This is a genomic window from Paenirhodobacter ferrireducens (assembly GCF_004022265.1).
GTDB classification, from domain to species: Bacteria; Pseudomonadota; Alphaproteobacteria; order Rhodobacterales; family Rhodobacteraceae; genus Rhodobacter; species Rhodobacter ferrireducens.
The window spans coordinates 82,407-98,980 of record NZ_SAVB01000005.1; the positions used below are offsets into that span (position 1 = coordinate 82,407).

Here is a 16,574-nt window from a genome sequence, read left to right on the forward strand (position 1 = left end):
TCACTCCGTCAGGCCGTCGCGGGCGGCACGCAGCGCCCGCACGGCGCGCAGAACATAGGGCGTTCCGCAGATCCAGTCACGATCCGCCATTGCGGCCCGCGCCGAGGCGGTGCCAAGGGCGGCGAGCGCCGGGTGGTCGAGCACCTCTTCCGAGCGCGAGGCACCGGGATAGCGCTGGCCCGAGATCACGAGGTCGGGGCGGGCGAGGATCAGCACCTCGAGCGGCAGGGTGCCGCCGATGCTCAGCCCCGCCTCGGCACCGACATTGCGGAACCCGGCGGCGGCGAGGATCTGCCCCGAGAGCGTCTTGTCGCCCAGCGAATAGCTGTTGGCATAGTAGAGTGCGGCGCGCGGGCCGGTGGCGGGATCGGCGCGCAGCGCGGCCAGATCGGCATCGAACTGCGCCACCATCGCGCGCGCGGCCTCGTCGCGGCCGAGGGCGGTGCCCATGGCCAGAACCTCGGCCCGCACCGCGTCCATGTCGGAGGCGGGGGCGAAGGTCTCGACCCGCACGCCGAGGCGACGCAGCAGGGCCGTGGTCGCCGGGCTGGTGTAGGTGCCGGCCAGCACCAGATCGGGGCGCAGCGCGAAGACCTCTTCGGCAAGGCCGTGGTTCTCGGGATAGGCCGCGGCCTGCCCGGCCATCGCCGAGGCGAGCGGGTCGCGCGCGAGGTTCGACACCGAGACAAGCTGTCCAGGTGCGGCGAGCAGCATCGCCAGCTGGTCGGTGCACAGGTTGATCGACACCACCCGCTGCGGCACCTCGGCCGCGGCGGGAAGCGCCAGCATCAGCGCGGCGGCAAGCGCAAGCGCCTGCCACCCCTTATGCCGCTCAGAACGACGCACGAAGCCCGACATAGAAGGCGCGGTCCGAGGTGCCATAGCCCTTGTTCGTCTGGTATTCCTTGTCGAACAGGTTCTCGACCCGCAGATAGGCCGTCCGCCCCTCGCCGAAGTCGTAGCTGAGCGAGGCATTCACCACCGCGTAATCCTCCATCCCGTCGGGCCGGTCGGCGACGTAATGCACTGACATGTCGCCCGAAAGCGCCTCGGTGATCTCGCCGGTCGCGGTGACGGTCAGGTCGTGGTGCGCGACGGCGGCCCAGCCGGTCGAGACCGAATTGTCGGTGTAGGTATAGGCCGCGGCCAGATCGAGGCGCGGCGAGACCCGGTAATGGCCGGCGAGTTCCAGCCCCGAGCGGCGCGAATGGCCGTCGACCTGGGCATAGCAGCCCCAGGCCTGACCGCAGGCGGTGGCGGCGTAATCCCAGCCGATCAGGTTCTTGGCGTCGAGATAGAAGGCCGTGGCGCGCAGGCTTGCGGTCTCGCCCCAGCGTTTCTCGATGCCGATGTCGGCGCTTTGGCTGTCCTCGCGCTTCAGGTCCGGATCGCCATAGACGCTGTAAAGCTCGTAGAGCGAGGGGGCGCGGAAGCCGTTGCCGAGCGAGGCGCGCAACAGAAGGTCGTCCTGCAGCCGGTAGACCGCCGCGATCCGGCCCGAGGTGAAGCTGCCGAAATCGCTGTGGGTGTCGTGGCGCAGCGAGAAGGTCAGGTCGAGCTTTTCGGCCGCGGCCCAGTTCAGCTCGCCGAAGACGCCGTTGGTGCGGGTCGAGGCGCCGGCGGATTTCTCCTTGGTGGTGTCGGCGCCGAAGGCGAGCCGGGCCGTGGCGCCAAGGTCGGTCGCACCCTGATAGCCGAGCTTGGTGCGGGTGCCGTCGAACGGGTCGCACCAGCCGTTCGAGCACGATTGCCGGTCGCTGTCGAACCAGGTCGCCTCGAGCGTGTTGTCGACGGTGCCGGTGACGAAATCGGCAAAGACCCGCGCGCCCTTGCTGTCGCGGGTGGTGAAGTCGTTGCCCGGCGTGCCGGCGACGTCGCCTTCGTAATCGTCGAACTCGCCCCAGCTTTTCTCGGCGAAACCGTTCGCGCCCAGCGTCAGCCCGTTCGCGAAAGTGTACTGGCCGAAGAAGCTGAGCCGGTTGGCGCGATAGCCGTCGGCCTCGTAATTGCCGTCATTCTCGTCGCGGGCCGAGAAGCCATGCGTCGAGATATGCGAATAGGTCAGCGCGGCTTCGGCGTTCTCGGTCTTGGTGGCGACCGAATAGCTGAACTTGCGGGTGGCATATTGCCCGTATTCGGCGGCGACCGACTGTTCGGTGCCAGGTTTCGTTGCGCGCTTGGTGGTGATGTTGATCACCCCGGCCACCGCCTGCGAGCCGTAAAGCGCCGAGCTCGAGCCCTCGAGCACCTCGATGCGGCTGACATCGGAGGTCGAGAGCGTGCCGAAGTCATAGGCCCCCTGGGGCGAGGCCGGATCGCCCACCTCGATGCCGTCGACCAGCACGGGGATGTATTGCGCCGGCGCGCCGCGCAGATAGAGCGAGGCGGTGGTGCCGATCGGGCCCGAGCTGTTTACCGAGATCCCGGGCAGGCGCGAGAGGTAATCGGCGACGCGGGTGTCGCCGGCCTGGGCGAGCGCGTCGGCGGTGACGACGGTGACGGTGGCGCCGGTGCGGTCGGTGCCGGTGGCCTCGAGATTGGCCGAGACGGTGATCTCGTCGAGCGCGGTGGTGTCCTCGGCGCCGGCGGGCAGCGCGGTGACAAGGGCGGTGGTGAGAAGCAGCGAGATGCGCAGGGTTTGCATGCGGAACTCCCTCAGGGCGGGGCAGGGCCCCTCGTGAAACGAAATCTGACGGGAGATCCCGCAGACGGCGACAATCACCACTGCGGATGGCCGCTGAACCGATGCGCCCCGCATCGGACAAGGGTGAGTGCCGCGGCAGGTCTCCTGGCTTGCGGGTCTGGGCTCGGACGGGCCTTCCCGGGGGATCGCCCCAGTGGCAGTTGCCGTCTTCGCTCGCCGCTTACAGTTGCGGGGGCAGCTGCGGCATGACCCGAAGGCGCACCGCATTCCCTTTTCATCCGGACTTTGGGCCCGGAACCGAGGCGCGTTCGTCTTGCGCGATCGGGGGCGGCGCTGTCAAGCGCCCGTGAGCCTGCGCGAGGGCCGCGTGAGCCGGCGATGCGGATTTGCCGCAGTGCAGCGACGGGGTGGGCCCATGCCCTCTTGCCCGCCCAAGCCCTCTTGCCCGATTGCGCCGGGGCGTGGGATGAAGGCGCATGGACATCACGATGATCGAGGCCGCCGCGGCGCGGCTTGCCGGCCATGCCCGGCGCACGCCGCTTCTCTCCTCGCCCTTCCTCGACGCGGTCGCGGGGCGGCGGGTGCTGGTGAAACCCGAATGCCTGCAGCACACGGGCTCGTTCAAGTTCCGCGGCGCCTGGTCGGCGCTGACGGCGCTGCCCGCGGGCACGCGCGGGGTGATCGCCTTTTCCTCGGGCAACCATGCGCAGGGCGTCGCCCATGCGGCGCGGCGTCTCGGGCTGGCGGCGGTGATCGTCATGCCCTCGGACGCGCCGGCGCTGAAGATCGACAACACCCGGGCCTTCGGCGCCGAGGTGGTGCTCTATGACCGCGTCGAGGAGAGCCGCGAGGAGATCGGCGCGCGGATCGCGGCCGAGCGCGGGCTGGTCTTGGTGAAACCCTATGACGAGCCGCAGGTGATTGCCGGGCAGGGCACGATCGGGCTCGAGATCGCCGAGGATTGCGCGCGGCTTGGCATTGCCGCCGCCGATGTGCTGGTGCCCTGCGGCGGTGGCGGGATGACGGCGGGGATTGCGCTGGCGCTTCAGGCGCGGGCGCCGGGGCTGCGGGTGCGGCCCTGCGAGCCCGAGGGCTTCGATGACGCCGCACGCTCGCTTGTTGCCGGGCGGCGGGTGGCGAATGCGCAGGCGGCGGGCTCGATCTGCGACGCGATCGTCACGGCGATGCCGGGCGAGCTGACCTTCCCGGTGATGGCGCGGCTGTGCGGCCCGGGGATCGCAGTCAGCGATGACGAGGCGCTGGCGGCGATGCGGGCGGCGGCGCTGCGGCTGAAGATCCTGGCCGAGCCCGGTGGCGCGGTGGCGCTGGCCGCGGCGCTGTCGCACCCGGTGGCCTTCGAGCCCGACCGGCCGGTGATCGCCGTGGTCTCGGGCGGCAATGCCGATCCGGCGATGATCGCCCGCGCGCTGGCCGGATAGCGAAAGGGGGCCCGCCGGGCCCCCTTGTCCGTCTCAGGACTGCAGCTCCATCTGCCGCGCCCGGTCGCGCAGCACGAATTTCTGCACCTTGCCGGTCGAGGTCTTGGGCAGATCGCCGAACACCACCGTCTTCGGCGCCTTGAAATGCGCCATGTTCTGCCGGCAGAAGGCGATGAGCTCCTTGTCCGTCACCTCGGCCCCCGCGCGCAGCTTGACGAAGGCGCAGGGCGTCTCGCCCCAGCGTTCGTGCGGGCGGGCGACGACGGCCGCTTCCATCACCTCGGGGTGCTTGTAGAGCACGTCCTCGACCTCGATCGAGGAGATGTTCTCGCCGCCCGAGATGATGATGTCCTTCGAGCGGTCCTTCAGCTCGATATAGCCATCGGGGTGCATCACGCCGAGGTCGCCCGAGGCGAACCAGCCGCCGGCAAAGGCCTCGTCGGTGGCGGTGGGGTTCTTCAGATAGCCCTTCATCACGTTGTTGCCGCGCATGAAGATCTCGCCCATCGTCACGCCATCGGCCGGCACCGGCTCCTGCGTGTCGGGGTTCGCCACCATGATCTCTTCCATCGCATGGTTGCGCACGCCCTGCCGCGCCTTGAGCTTCGCGCGTTCGGGCAGCGACAGCCCGTCCCATTCCTCGTGCCAGGCGCAGGTGACGCCGGGGCCGTAGGTCTCGGTCAGGCCATAGCCATGGGTGACGTCGAAGCCGAGCGCCTCCATCTTCTCGATGATGATCGCGGGCGGCGGGGCGCCGCCGGTCAGCACCTTGACGCCGGTCTGCAGGCCTTCCTTCATCTCGGGGGCCGCATGCACCAGCATCGCCAGCACCACCGAGGCGCCGCAGAAATGGGTGACGCCCTCTTCCTTGATGAGGCGATAGATCGGCTCGTCGCGCACCGCGCGCAGGCAGACCGCGACACCTGCCGAGGCGGCGATGGTCCAGGGGAAGCACCAGCCGTTGCAATGGAACATCGGCAGCGTCCACAGATAGACCGGCCGGTCCCCCATGTGCCACGACACGACATTCGCCAGCGCATTCAGATGCGCGCCGCGGTGGTGATAGATCACGCCCTTCGGGTTGCCGGTGGTGCCCGAGGTGTAGTTCAGCGTGATCGCGTCCCATTCGTCATCGGGGCGGATCCAGCGGAAATCGGCGTCGCCCTCGGCCAGCAGCTCCTCATAGCCGATCTGGCCGATCTTGCGCGCTTCGCCGAAGGCCGGGTCGGTGATGTCGACCACCAGCAGGTCGCGCGGCCGGGCGATGTGCACGGCGCGGTCGACGATCTCGGCGAATTCCGGGTCGACGAAGATCACCTTGCTTTCGGCATGGCTGAGGATGAAGGCCACGGCCTCGGCATCCAGGCGGGTGTTGATCGCGTTCAGCACGGCGCCGGCCATCGGCACCGAGAAATGCGACTCGAACATCTCGGGGATGTTGGTCGCCATGATCGAGATCGTGTCGCCCTTGCCGTAGCCACGCTTCGACAGCGCCGAGGCCATCTTCAGGCAGCGCGCATAGGTCTCCCCCCAGGTGCGGCGCACGCCCTCGTAGACCACCGCAAGCCGGTCCGGATAGACCTTGGCCGAGCGGTCCATCAGGCTCAGCGGCGTGATCGGCAGATAGTTCGCCGGGGTCTTCTCCACCCCGATGTTGTAGATGTTGTGCTCCATGGGTCCTCCCTTGGTGTGGCCGGGCAGGGCGCCCGGCCGCAGGTTGTCTGATCAGGTCTTCAGCGGCTTGCCGGTCTCGAGGATGTGCTTGATCCGGGCAAGCGTCAGCGGCACCTGCATCATCTCGACGAAGGCGCGGGCCTCGAGCGCGCGCAGATCCTCCTCGGCCAGCTCGCCGCCGAGCGGGCCGCCGGTGATGACCGAGGCGATGTGCTCCTGCACCGCCAGATCGGCCGCCGAGAGCTTGCCCGCCGCCACCATCTCGCGGCGCGGCGCGAGGATCGCCTCGGCCTCCTCGGCGCCGCCGGTGGTGATGCGCTCGGGCGCAAGCGGGGTGTAGCCGTCGATCATCGCCAGCGCGGTCTGCATCGCCGCGCCGATCCGGTCATCCGCGTGCATCACCACCTGCGTCGTCGCCGGGTCGAGGAAGCCAAGCGTCACCGCCTCGCGCGCCGAGCCCGCCGGGCGCGGCTGGGTCAGTGCCGCGAAGGCCTTCGCCGCGCCAAGCCGCGCGGTCAGCCGGGTGCAGCCGCCCCAGCCCGGCAGGATGCCAAGCGTGTGCTCGGGCAGGCCGATCTTCGCCTCGAGATGCACGACGCGGGCCGCGCAATGCAGCGTCAGCTCGCAGCCGCCGCCGAGCGTGATCCCCTGCACCGCCGCCACCGAGGGCACCGGCGCCTGCCGCAGCAGCGGATAAAGCGCGTGGCCGCGGGCGATGAAGCCGCCGATCGCGCCCCAGTTCGCGCTTTCGATCATCCCGACGAAACGGGCGAGGTTGGCGCCGGCCGAGAAGGCGCGCGGGTCGTGGTTGCCGACCACCAGCGCCTTCACCGCACCGCCCATCCGGCCCAGCGTCTCCTCGATCATGTCGAAGACGCCGTCGTCGACCGCGTTCATCTTGGTGGTGAGTTCGAGGCAGCCGACGCCGTCGCCCAGATCCCACAGGCCGGCCGAGGCATTGCCGGCAAGCTTCGCGCCCGCCGCCTTCGCCCGGTCGAGCGGATCCTGCGCCGCGGCGTCCTTCACCACCGCGGGCATCGCCGGCAGGGTCAGCGCGGCGCGGCTGGCGGCATCGAGGCCCCGGGCGATCGCGAAGGGCCCCTTGCGCCAGGCAAAGCCCAGCTCCAGAGCCGCATCGAGCGCCGCGGGGCCGGTCGAGATCTCGGCGACATGGGCCGCGGCATAGCGCAGCACCTCGCCCAGCACCTCGCGCGCATAGGCGCCGAGCTTGCCCTGATCGGCCAGAAGCGCCGCCAGATCCTTGCCGCCGCCGGGCACGGTGACGGGCTGCACCGCGCGGTATTCGCCGGTTGCCGGGTCGATCACCTCGCGGCTGCCGTCGGCCGCCTTGCGGTAGAAGCCCGCGCCCGACTTGCGGCCGAAGCGGCCCTTGGCGATCATGTCCCTGACCAGCGCATTCGCCGGCAGGTCGAAGCGGTTGATCGCGTCGCCGGCGGGCAACTCGCCCATCAGCGAGCCCCAGATGCTCGGGATCATGTCGACGCCCACGAGGTCCGACAGGCCGAAGACGCCGGTGCGCGGGATGCCGAAGACGGTCTGCACGGCGTCGGCCTCCTCGATCGTCAGGCCAAGGCGCAGCGCCTCGACCATGGCGATCGACATCCAGGTGCAGCCGATGCGGTTGGCGATGAAGCCGGGAGTGTCGCGGCAGTCGATCACCGTCTTGCCCAGCACCGCGCGCCCGGCCTTGCGGATGAAGGCCTGCGCCGGCCCGCCATCCTCGGCGACCAGCTCGAGCAGCGCCATGTGCCGCGGCGGGTTGAAGAAATGCGAGATCGCGAAGCGCGCGGCGAAGTCGGCGCCGAAACCCTCGGTCAGCAACTCGCGCAGGATCGTCGAGGTGTTCGAGGACACCACGGCACCCGGCGCCAGAAGCGGCGCGACCTTGGCGAAGAGCGCGCGCTTCACCTCGAGGTTCTCGATCACCGCCTCGATGATCCAGTCGGCCTCGGCGATGCGGGCGATGTCGTCCTCGACGTTGCCAGGGCGCACGAGTGCCGCGGGGCCGGGGCCGGCGAAACCGCCTGCCTTCAGCTGCGCGGCGATGCCGGCCTCGGCGCGGGCGTTGCGGTTGCCCTCGGCCGGGATGTCGAGCAGGTCGACCGGAACGCCGGCGTTGGCGAATTGCGCGGCGATGCCCGCGCCCATCGAGCCCGCCCCGATCACCACGGCGCGGCGGCATCCGCTTGTCGCCACGCCCCAGGCCTGCGTCAGTTCCGTCATCTTCGTGCCTTTCTCGTCTTTGCCCCGCGGGGCCGTCGGGACCGGGCAGCGTGCCGCCGCGGTCGTCTGTCTCGGGGCCGGGGATGGCCCGGCAGGGGTGCACGGGCCGCCACCTTCCGCCTGGGAAGTGTGCTGGCCGCTGGCCCCGAAATCTGGTGACGGGTCCTCCCGCGCGCAGCCCGAACCCCTCCGATCCCGGCTGCATCCGGCACTAGCTCATGCAGGTGTTGCGCAAGTTTTGTCGAATTGTATCGAAATGTGACGTCCGCCGCTTCGGGCTTTTGGAGGGGGCGAGGGATGTTGCATGCTGGCCGCGGTGGAGGAGAACCGATCGGAATCGCGATGCAGAACAGACCCGTGCGCCCCGGCCTGTCGGTGCCGCTCGAAGAGGCGCTGAACGAGCTCGAGGAGGGCTTTGCCGTCTTCGACGCCGAGTTCCGGCTGTTGGCCTGGAACCGGCGCTTTCTGGAATTGCACGACCTGCCCGCGGCGCTGGCCTTTCCGGGGGCGGAATACGAAAGCTTCGTGCGCTGCTTTGCCGAGCGTGGCGATTACGGCCCGGGCGAGCCGGCGGCGCTGGTGCGCGGGCGGATGACCGGCGCGCGGCGCGCCGAGCGGATCGAAATCGAGCTGGCGAAACCGATGGATCGGGTGATCGAGGCGGTGGGGCGGCCGTTGGCCTCGGGCGGCTATCTGTCGACCTGTGCCGATGTCACGGCGCGGCGCAACCGCGCCGTGCAGCTCGAGGCGCAGGTCGAGGAGCGCACCCGCGCGCTGCGGCTGAGCGAGGAGCGTCTTGCCCTGATCGCCGACGAGGTGCCTGCGGGCATCGCGCATTTCGACAGCGAGTTGCGCATCCTCTATGCCAACCGCCGCTTTGCCCGCGCCTATCGCCGCAGCCCGGCCGAGATGATCGGGCTGCACGCGACCGAGGTGCTGTCGTCCCGCACGCTGGGCGACTCCGAATGCTATTTCGAACAGGCCCGGCGCGGCGCGCTCGTCGATTTCGAGATGCGGGTGGAGCTGCCCGACGGCCGTTTCAAGGACATCCGCACCCTGCTGCGCCCCGAGCGACCGTCCTCGGGCGAGGTGATCGGGTTTTACCTGCTGTCGATCGATGTCACCCGGCGCAAGGCGGCGATGGCGGCCCTGATGGGGGCGCAGAAGATGGATGCGCTTGGCCGCATGGCCTCGGGCATCTCGCATGATTTCAACAACCTGCTGACGGTGATCCTGGGCAACCTGCTGCCGCTTGCCGAGGAGATCGGCGAGGGCGAGCTGAACCGCGAGTTCCTGGCGCCGGCAATTGCCGCCGCCCGCCGCGGCTCGGCGCTGACGCAGCGGCTTCTGACGCTTGCCCGGCGCGAGCAGTTCGCGCCCGAGCCCACCGACATTCCGGGCGCGGTGGCCGAGATCTGCACGCTGCTGCGTGCCTCGATGCCGCGCAAGCTGGTGATCGGCACCGAAAGCACGGCCGAGGTGCCGTCGGCGCTGGTCGACCGCGCGCAGCTTGAGATGGCGCTCCTGAACCTTGCGATGAACGCCCGCGACGCGACCGGCGGGGCGGGGCACATCCGGATCGAAATCGCGCCCTACGACCTGCCGCCGCAGGAGGCGGAACTTCTCTATCTGCCGGTCGGCCGCTATGTCCGGCTGCGGTTTTCCGACGACGGCTGCGGCATGTCGCCCGAGCAGGTGGAGCGGATCTTCGAACCCTTCTTCACCTCGAAGGCGGCCGGCGCCGGTTCGGGGCTCGGCCTCTCGATGGTCTATGGTTTCGTCAAGCAGTCGAATGGCGCGATCATGGTCGACAGCGCGCCGGGCAAGGGCGCGAGCTTCACCATCCTGCTGCCCAGCGTCGAGCTGGCCGCGCTGCCGCCCGCGCCACTTGCGCTGCCCGCCCCCGAGCCCGCGTCCGAGGAGGAAAGCCCGCCGCTGCTGCTGCTGGTCGAGGATGACCGCGACGTGCGCCGCACCCTGCGCCGCAAGATCGCTGCCCTCGGCCATCCGCTGATCGAGGCCGACAGCGCCGACGAGGCGAAGCTGCTGATCCAGCGCATCGGCGCGATTGCGGTGGTGATCTCGGATATCGACATGCCCGGCACGCTCGACGGGTTCGGCCTGGCGCGCTGGCTGGCGGCCGAGCGGCCGGGCACCGGCGTCGTGCTGATGAGCGGCAAGGCGGGGCTTGCCGGTCAGGCGGCGGCCGAGCTGCCGGGCCTGCCCATCCTGCGCAAGCCCTTCACCGATGCGGCGCTGGCCGCGGCGCTTGCCACCGCGCGGGCGCAGGCGCATGCACCCCAGCCGGCAAGGAGAGACTGATGCCCCTGATCTACCTGCTCGAGGATGACCTCGACATCGCCCGGCTGATCGAGCGCACGCTGAGCCAGCAGGGCTATGCGCTGCGCAAGTTCCGCCGTCTGGCCGAGTTCGAGCGCGAGGTGCGCCGGCAATTGCCCGACCTGTGCCTGATCGACCTGTCTTTGCCCGATGGCGACGGGCTCGGCCTGCTGGGATCCGGGCTGTTGCCGCGCTCGGTGCCGCGGGTGGTGGTCACCGGGCGCGGGTCGGTCACCGACAAGGTGATCGGGCTCGAGATCGGGGCGGACGACTACATCACCAAGCCGTTCGAACCGCGCGAGCTGGTGGCGCGGGTGCGCGCCGTGCTGCGCCGTGGCACGCTCGCCCGCGAGGAAAGCGAGGCGGCGGCGCATGCGCAGGCGCGCTTCGGCGGCTGGGTGGCGAACCTGACGGCCTGCACGCTTGCCGGCCCGGCGGGGCAGCAGGTGGCGCTCAGCTCCTCGGAGACCAGCCTGCTCGGCGCCTTCCTGAATGCGCCGAACCGGGTGCTGAGCCGGGCGCAGCTGCTCGATGCCACGCGCGGGCGCGCCGACGAGCCCTTCGACCGCTCGATCGACGCGCGGGTGTGCCGGCTGCGCCGTAAGCTCGAGGATGACAGCCACGCGCCCGAGCTGATCCGCACCGTCTATGGCGCGGGCTACATCCTGACGAGCGATGTCGACTGGCTGTGACGCGCCTCAGCGATAGGCGCGCAGATAGTGGTTCTCGAACATCCGCTTGAGCCAGTGCAGCGGTTTCAGCGCCGACAGCACGATGTTGATCTTGCCGCGACGGAACACCAGCATGCCGCGGTCGAGGCTGTCCATGATGCACACCAGCTCGGCCTCGAAGGCGGCCTTCGGCGCCTCGCCCTTCAGCGTCGCGGCGATGTTCGCGGCGGCGGCCTTCGCCTGCAGGTCGGCCTGATGCGCCTGTTTCGGCATCCAGTCCGGCCCCGGATAGCTGCCGGCATCGCCCGCGACCCAGATCCCGGGCCGGTCCGCCACCCGGCACAGCCCGTCGGCCAGCACCATGCCGCCCGGCGAGAGCGGCAGATCGGCATTCGCGAGCCACGCCGGCCCGGTCATGCCGGGCTGGAACAGGATCAGGTCGGCCGCGATCTCGCCGCCCTCGGTCACCACCTTGGCGGGCTCGATCCGCACCATCTTGTGGCCCAGATGGGTCTCGACGCCGCGCTTCGCCATCTCCTTCAGGATGCCGTCGACCGCCTTCTCGCCAAGGCGCTGGCCGGGGCGGGACGAGGGGCTGAAGAACACCAGACGGAACTTGTCGCGCCGGCCCTCGCGGCGCAACAGCGTGTCGAGGATGAAGAGATATTCGAACATCGGACCGCCGCGCATCGCGCCCGGCTCGTTCGGGTTCGTCGCCATGCCGATCGCGATGGTGCCGCCCACCATCGCCTTCAGCCGCACCGCGATCTGCTCGGCGGCAAGGATGCCCTCGCAGGGGATGATGGCGTTCTCGACGCCGGGCAGCTTGCGGATGAAGCGGCCGCCGGTGGCGATCAGGATCTGGTCGGCGGTGATCGGGCCGGCGTCGGTCTCGATCACCTTCTCGGCGGCCTGCATGCCGGTGACCGAGGCTTTCACGTGCTTCACCTGGTGGCGCGCGAAGAAGGCCGCGAGCGGCAGGCGCAGCGCCTCGGCCTTACGCAGCCCGGCCGGGATCCAGATCGAGGAGGGCAGGTAATGCAGTTCCTCGCGCGGCGAGACGACGGTGATCTCGGCCTCGACCTTCTGGCGGCGCAGTTCGCGAACGGCGGTGAGGGCGGCAAAGCCCGAGCCGAGAATGGCAATTCTGGTCATGTGCTGGATCCGGGCTGAGATATTCGATCTCTGGAATGTAACTTTGCCGCAGCGCAGAAGCAAGCGCGGCGTCGTGGCGCAGGGGGCGCGGGGGATCAGCGGCGGCGCAGGGCGCGGGGCGGAATGCCGGCGCGGGCACGCAGCTTCGCCACCACCCGGCGCGAGACGGTGATGCCCGCCTGCGCCAGTGCCTCGGCCAGTGCGCCGTCGGTCAGCGGTGCGCTCGGATGCTCGGCGCCGACCAGCGCGCGGATGCGGGCGATGACGGCGGGGCCGGCCTCGGCATTCTCGGCCTGGGCGACGGCGCGGCCGAAGAAGGCCGCCAGCGGTTCGGTCCCGCGGGGCGTCTCGGCCGAGCCCGCGGCGACCATCCGGCTGACCGTGCTTTCATGCAGCCCGATCGCCGCGGCGACGGCGCGGCGGGTCAGCGGGCGCAGCGCGGCGGGGCCGTCGCGCAAGAAGCCCGGCTGTTCGCGGGCGAGCGCCGTGCCAAGCGCCAGAAGGGCAGCGTTGCGCCGCTCGACCGCGGCAATCAGCGCCTGTGCCGCGCGGCGCTCGCGCGCGGGGCCGGTGATCGCGGCGAGGGTCAGGCGCGGCGCGGTCTCGCGGTTCAGCCGCACGGCCCAGCCCGTGCCCTCGGGGGCGAAGACGAGATCGGCGATGCGGGCGCGGGCAGGGGGCGTGGCAAAGCCCGCGGCGGGGCGGGGGCTCAGCCCGCGCAGCTGGGCGAGCAGCGGCGCAAGCATGTCGGGCGGCAGCCCCGTGGCGCGGGCGAGCGCCGCGGGGCCGCCCTCGGCAAGGGCGGGAAGCGCCTCGAGGACGCGGCGCATCTCGGGCGCGATCGGGCTTTCCTCGGCCAGTTGCAGGGCGAGGCACTCGGCAAGCGAGCGGGCGAACAGCCCGCGTGGCTCGATCCGCTGCAGCTGCGCCAGCACCGCCTCGATATGCGCGGGCGGCAGGCCGAGGCGGGCGGCGATTGCGGGCGTGGGCGTGGCCAGAAACCCCTGCGCATCCAGCGCCTCGGCCAGCGCCAGCGCCACCGCGCGATCGGCAGGGGCGGGGACAAGCCCGGGCAGGCACTCGAACACATGGGCGATGAGCGAGGGCCCCTCGTCGGCGATCTCGACATCCTCAAGCGCCGCGGCCCTCGGCAGCTCGAGCCGCAGGAAGGGGTTCTCGGCCGCCGCCTCGCGCAGGCTCTCGCCCAGATCGAGGTTCGACAGGCCGAGCAGGCCGATCGCGCGCACCAGATCCTGGCTGAGGGTCAGCCGGGTCTGCTGGCGCAGCGCGATGTCCTGACGCAGCTTCATCCGTGCGCGATCTCCTCGCCGCGCAGCACGCGGGCAAAGCCGCGGGCGATGCGCTGCTGATCGAGCGGGCCCGACAGCGAGGCCATCGCCTCGGCATGCAGATCGTCGGCCAGCCGCACCCCGTCGGGCGGGGTGATCAGCGCGCGCAGGAAGTCGAGGGTGAACTCCGGGTGGGCCTGCGACGAGATCGCCGGGAAGTCGCTGTAGAGAAAGCCGCCGTTCGGCGAGGCGGCGGTCGAGAACAGCCGCTCGGCCCGCGGCGGCGGCACCATGACCTGATCCTGATGGATCGAGAGCGCGGGCAGCGCGCCCGGCCCGAAGACCGCAGCCCCCGTCGCGCTCAGGTCGTGGTCATGCCGGCCCACCACCCAGCCGTCGGGCGACTTGCGCACCTCGCCGCCGAAGGCCTGCGCCATCACCTGATGGCCGAAGCAGACGCCGGCGAGCGGCACCCGCGCCGCGGCGATGCGCTGCAACCCGGCGATCAGCGGTGCGATCCACGGCCGGTCCTCGTAGACCCCGGCGCGCGAGCCGGTGACGAGGAAGGCGTCGAAGGCGGTCAGATCCTCGGGCACCGTCTCGCCCTCGGCGACGAAGACGCGGGTGAACCGCGCCTCGGGCAGCACGGGGGCAAGCCAGCGCGAGAACATATCGGCATAGCTGCCATGGACGGGCTCGAAGGCGGGGCCGGTGGTGTCGGTCTCGAGAATGCAGATCTTCATGGGGTCCTCGGAAGGGGCGGGGGAGGGCCCCCCGCCCGTTGCGCTCAGCTCAGTTCGATCCAGACGGATTTCGTCTGGGTGTATTGCGTCAGCGCCTCGAGGCACTTGTCGCGGCCGTTGCCCGATTGCTTGAAGCCGCCCCAGGGCGTGGTGGCATCGCCCGCCTCGTAGGCGTTGACCCAGACGATGCCGGCCTCGATCTCCTGCGCGAAGCGATGTGCGCTTTTCAGATTCGAGGTCCAGATCGCCGAGGCGAGGCCGTAGATCGTGTCGTTCGCGGTGGCAATCGCATGGTCGAGATCGTCGACCGGGATGATCGAGGCGACCGGGCCGAAGATTTCCTCCTGCGCGATGGTCATCTTGTTCGAGACATCGGTGAAGAGCGTCGGCTCGACATAGCAGCCGGCGTTGAACCCCGCCGGCACGCCGCCACCGAAGGCAAGCTTCGCGCCCTCGGCCTTGCCCTTCTCGATGTAGCCGAGCACCCGCGCCTGCTGTTCGGGGGTGACCAGCGGGCCCATGGTGGTCGCGGGGTCGAGCGGGTTGCCCGGCACATGCATGCCCTTCGCGGCCTCGGTGAAAAGCGCGACATACTCGTCATAGACCTTGCGCTCGACCAGGATGCGCGAGCCGGCCGAGCAGACCTCGCCCTGGTTGCCGTAGATGCCGGCTACGCCGAAGGTCGCGGCCTTCTCGAGGTCGTCGCAATCGGCCAGCACGATCTGCGGCGACTTGCCGCCGCATTCGGTGGTGACGCGCTTCATGTTCGACTGGCCGGCATAGACCATCATCAGCTTGCCGACCTCGCCCGAGCCGGTGAAGCCGATCTTGTCGACATCCATGTGCAGCGCGAGCGGCTTGCCGGTTTCCTCGCCAAAGCCGGTGACGACGTTGAAGACGCCGGCGGGCCCACCCGCCTCGCAGAACAGTCGGGCGAGCAGCAGCGCCGAGAGCGGCGACTGTTCGGCCGGTTTCAGCACCACCGAGTTGCCGCAAGACAGCGCCGGGGCCAGTTTCCAGGCCGCCATCATCAGCGGGTAGTTCCACGGCACCACGATGCCGCACACACCGAGCGGCTGGCGCAGGATGTAGTGCAGCGCATCGGCCTTGGTCGAGGTGACGACGCCCTCCATCTTGTCGATCGTCTCGGCAAAGAAGCGGATCGTCATCAGAGAGCCGGGGATGTCGATGTTGAGCATGTCCGAGATCGGCTTGCCCATGTCGAGCGTGTCGAGAAGCGCGAAATCCTCGGCGTGCGCTTCGATCAGATCGGCGAAGCGGCGCATCACCGACATCCGGTCCGAGGGCGCCATGCGCGACCAGACGCCCGACTTGAACGCCTTCCTGGCGCTGGCGACGGCGCGGTCGACATCCTCGGCGGTGCCGCGGGCGAGCTCGGCCACGACCTCGCCGGTGGCGGGGTTCACGGTCTCGAACTTGCCGCCCTTCGCGGCATCGACGAAGGTGCCGTCGATGAACAGGCGGGTGTCGGGTTTCAGCGCGGCGGCGCGCGCCTGCCAGTCTTTCAGCGTCAGGGTCATGGGGGAACCTCCTGTCATTTCTGTTTTGTTTCTCGTGTTGCGACGACGGATGCGACGATGAGGACGAGCGAGAGCAGGACGATGATGGTGCCGACGGCGTTGATCTCTGGGGTCACGCCGCGGCGCAGGGTGGAATAGATGTACATCGGCAAGGTGTTGTCTCGGCCGGTCAGGAAGAAGGTGACCGGGATCTCGTCGAAGCTGAGCACGAAGCTCAGCATGCCGGCGCCGACGATGGCGGTGCGGATGTTGGGGAGCGTGATGTCGACGAAGCTGCGCCAGGGCGAGGCGCCGAGATCGAAGGCCGCCTCCTCGAGCGATTTCGGCAGCCGCTGTAGCCTTGCATAGACCTGGGTCACGACGACGCCCAGAAGCGCCGTGGCATGGCCGAGGATCACCGTTTCCAGGCTGAGCGGGAAGCCGATCAGCTTGAACATGTTCAGCATCGAGATGCCGGTGACGATGCCGGGCAGGGTGATCGGCAGCAGGATCAGGCGGCGGAACACGGTCTTGCCGGGGAAGCTGACCTTGTGCAGCGCGAGTGCCGCGGGCACGCCGACGCAGAGCGTCAGGATCGTCGCCCCGGTCGCCACGTAGAAGCTGTTGCGGATCGCGGCGAGCAGGTCGCCGTTCGAGGCAAGCTTGACGTACCAGTCGAGGGTGAAGCCCGACAGCGGCCAGGTCAGCGAGCGCGAGTCGTTGAACGAGAAGGCGATCAGCACCCAGATCGGGATGTAGAGGAACGCCATCAGCGCCGCGACGAAGGTCATGAAGGCGGTGTCGGCGCCATAGCGCGAGACGAGGCCCGGGGCGCGGTTCGGTGATTGTGCCATG

At 69.9% G+C, this 16,574-nt stretch carries 12 protein-coding genes and 1 riboswitch; of the genes, 3 read left to right on the top strand and 9 right to left on the bottom strand.

The window, feature by feature from the left end; all coding sequences use genetic code 11:
• On the bottom strand, window positions 1-858 hold the full coding sequence (locus EOW65_RS05190) for an ABC transporter substrate-binding protein (RefSeq protein WP_128148027.1): 858 nt from the start codon (window positions 856-858) through the stop codon (window positions 1-3).
• Window positions 833-2,644, bottom strand: coding sequence for a TonB-dependent receptor plug domain-containing protein (locus EOW65_RS05195; RefSeq protein ID WP_164880000.1), 1,812 nt, complete (start codon window positions 2,642-2,644; stop codon window positions 833-835). The genes EOW65_RS05190 and EOW65_RS05195 overlap by 26 nt, the downstream gene beginning before the upstream one ends.
• A gap of 117 nt (window positions 2,645-2,761) precedes the next feature.
• A riboswitch (cobalamin riboswitch) is annotated at window positions 2,762-2,961 on the bottom strand.
• 159 nt (window positions 2,962-3,120) lie between these two features.
• Between EOW65_RS05195 and EOW65_RS05200 the strand changes: the two genes are divergently transcribed.
• Window positions 3,121-4,083, top strand: a complete 963-nt coding sequence (locus tag EOW65_RS05200; RefSeq protein ID WP_128147928.1) for a threonine ammonia-lyase — start codon at window positions 3,121-3,123, stop codon at window positions 4,081-4,083.
• A gap of 33 nt (window positions 4,084-4,116) precedes the next feature.
• Here the strand turns inward: EOW65_RS05200 and EOW65_RS05205 are convergent, their stop codons facing one another.
• A complete protein-coding gene (locus tag EOW65_RS05205) occupies window positions 4,117-5,757 on the bottom strand; it encodes an acyl-CoA synthetase (RefSeq protein ID WP_128147929.1) in 1,641 nt (546 codons plus the stop codon).
• Between the two features lie 51 nt (window positions 5,758-5,808).
• The gene (locus EOW65_RS05210; protein WP_128147930.1) at window positions 5,809-8,001 is read right to left on the bottom strand and encodes a 3-hydroxyacyl-CoA dehydrogenase/enoyl-CoA hydratase family protein; all 2,193 of its coding nucleotides are present in this window, start codon (window positions 7,999-8,001) and stop codon (window positions 5,809-5,811) included.
• 342 nt (window positions 8,002-8,343) lie between these two features.
• On the opposite strand from EOW65_RS05210, the gene EOW65_RS05215 reads away from it, so the two are divergent.
• Together EOW65_RS05215 and EOW65_RS05220 are read left to right on the top strand one after the other, a co-directional pair.
• Window positions 8,344-10,323, top strand: a complete 1,980-nt coding sequence (locus EOW65_RS05215; protein WP_164880001.1) for a hybrid sensor histidine kinase/response regulator — start codon at window positions 8,344-8,346, stop codon at window positions 10,321-10,323.
• Window positions 10,323-11,033: a winged helix-turn-helix domain-containing protein gene (locus tag EOW65_RS05220; protein ID WP_121530190.1), complete on the top strand. Its 711-nt coding sequence runs from the start codon at window positions 10,323-10,325 to the stop codon at window positions 11,031-11,033. Before EOW65_RS05215 ends, EOW65_RS05220 begins: the two co-directional genes overlap by 1 nt.
• 6 nt (window positions 11,034-11,039) lie before the next feature.
• On the opposite strand, the gene EOW65_RS05225 is transcribed toward EOW65_RS05220, so the two are convergent.
• From EOW65_RS05225 to EOW65_RS05245, 5 genes are all read right to left on the bottom strand, one after another.
• Window positions 11,040-12,167: an NAD(P)/FAD-dependent oxidoreductase gene (locus tag EOW65_RS05225; protein WP_128147932.1), complete on the bottom strand. Its 1,128-nt coding sequence runs from the start codon at window positions 12,165-12,167 to the stop codon at window positions 11,040-11,042.
• Between the two features lie 95 nt (window positions 12,168-12,262).
• Complete coding sequence (locus EOW65_RS05230) at window positions 12,263-13,477, bottom strand: RNA polymerase factor sigma-54 (RefSeq protein WP_128147933.1); 1,215 nt, start codon at window positions 13,475-13,477, stop codon at window positions 12,263-12,265.
• The gene (locus tag EOW65_RS05235) at window positions 13,474-14,199 is read right to left on the bottom strand and encodes a type 1 glutamine amidotransferase (RefSeq protein ID WP_128147934.1); all 726 of its coding nucleotides are present in this window, start codon (window positions 14,197-14,199) and stop codon (window positions 13,474-13,476) included. Before EOW65_RS05235 ends, EOW65_RS05230 begins: the two co-directional genes overlap by 4 nt.
• A gap of 44 nt (window positions 14,200-14,243) precedes the next feature.
• Complete coding sequence (locus tag EOW65_RS05240) at window positions 14,244-15,740, bottom strand: aldehyde dehydrogenase (RefSeq protein ID WP_128147935.1); 1,497 nt, start codon at window positions 15,738-15,740, stop codon at window positions 14,244-14,246.
• 14 nt (window positions 15,741-15,754) lie between these two features.
• Complete coding sequence (locus tag EOW65_RS05245) at window positions 15,755-16,573, bottom strand: ABC transporter permease (RefSeq protein WP_128147936.1); 819 nt, start codon at window positions 16,571-16,573, stop codon at window positions 15,755-15,757.
• Between the last annotated feature and the right edge of the window lies 1 nt (window position 16,574).

Excerpts from the sequence above, each read along its gene's own strand:
- EOW65_RS05190 (WP_128148027.1), bottom strand. The coding sequence starts at position 858 with ATGTCGGGCTTCGTGCGTCGTTCTGAGCGGCATAAGGGGTGGCAGGCG.
- EOW65_RS05195 (WP_164880000.1), bottom strand. The coding sequence starts at position 2,644 with ATGCAAACCCTGCGCATCTCGCTGCTTCTCACCACCGCCCTTGTCACC.
- EOW65_RS05200 (WP_128147928.1), top strand. The coding sequence starts at position 3,121 with ATGGACATCACGATGATCGAGGCCGCCGCGGCGCGGCTTGCCGGCCAT.
- EOW65_RS05205 (WP_128147929.1), bottom strand. The coding sequence starts at position 5,757 with ATGGAGCACAACATCTACAACATCGGGGTGGAGAAGACCCCGGCGAAC.
- EOW65_RS05210 (WP_128147930.1), bottom strand. The coding sequence starts at position 8,001 with ATGACGGAACTGACGCAGGCCTGGGGCGTGGCGACAAGCGGATGCCGC.
- EOW65_RS05215 (WP_164880001.1), top strand. The coding sequence starts at position 8,344 with ATGCAGAACAGACCCGTGCGCCCCGGCCTGTCGGTGCCGCTCGAAGAG.
- EOW65_RS05220 (WP_121530190.1), top strand. The coding sequence starts at position 10,323 with ATGCCCCTGATCTACCTGCTCGAGGATGACCTCGACATCGCCCGGCTG.
- EOW65_RS05225 (WP_128147932.1), bottom strand. The coding sequence starts at position 12,167 with ATGACCAGAATTGCCATTCTCGGCTCGGGCTTTGCCGCCCTCACCGCC.
- EOW65_RS05230 (WP_128147933.1), bottom strand. The coding sequence starts at position 13,477 with ATGAAGCTGCGTCAGGACATCGCGCTGCGCCAGCAGACCCGGCTGACC.
- EOW65_RS05235 (WP_128147934.1), bottom strand. The coding sequence starts at position 14,199 with ATGAAGATCTGCATTCTCGAGACCGACACCACCGGCCCCGCCTTCGAG.
- EOW65_RS05240 (WP_128147935.1), bottom strand. The coding sequence starts at position 15,740 with ATGACCCTGACGCTGAAAGACTGGCAGGCGCGCGCCGCCGCGCTGAAA.
- EOW65_RS05245 (WP_128147936.1), bottom strand. The coding sequence starts at position 16,573 with ATGGCACAATCACCGAACCGCGCCCCGGGCCTCGTCTCGCGCTATGGC.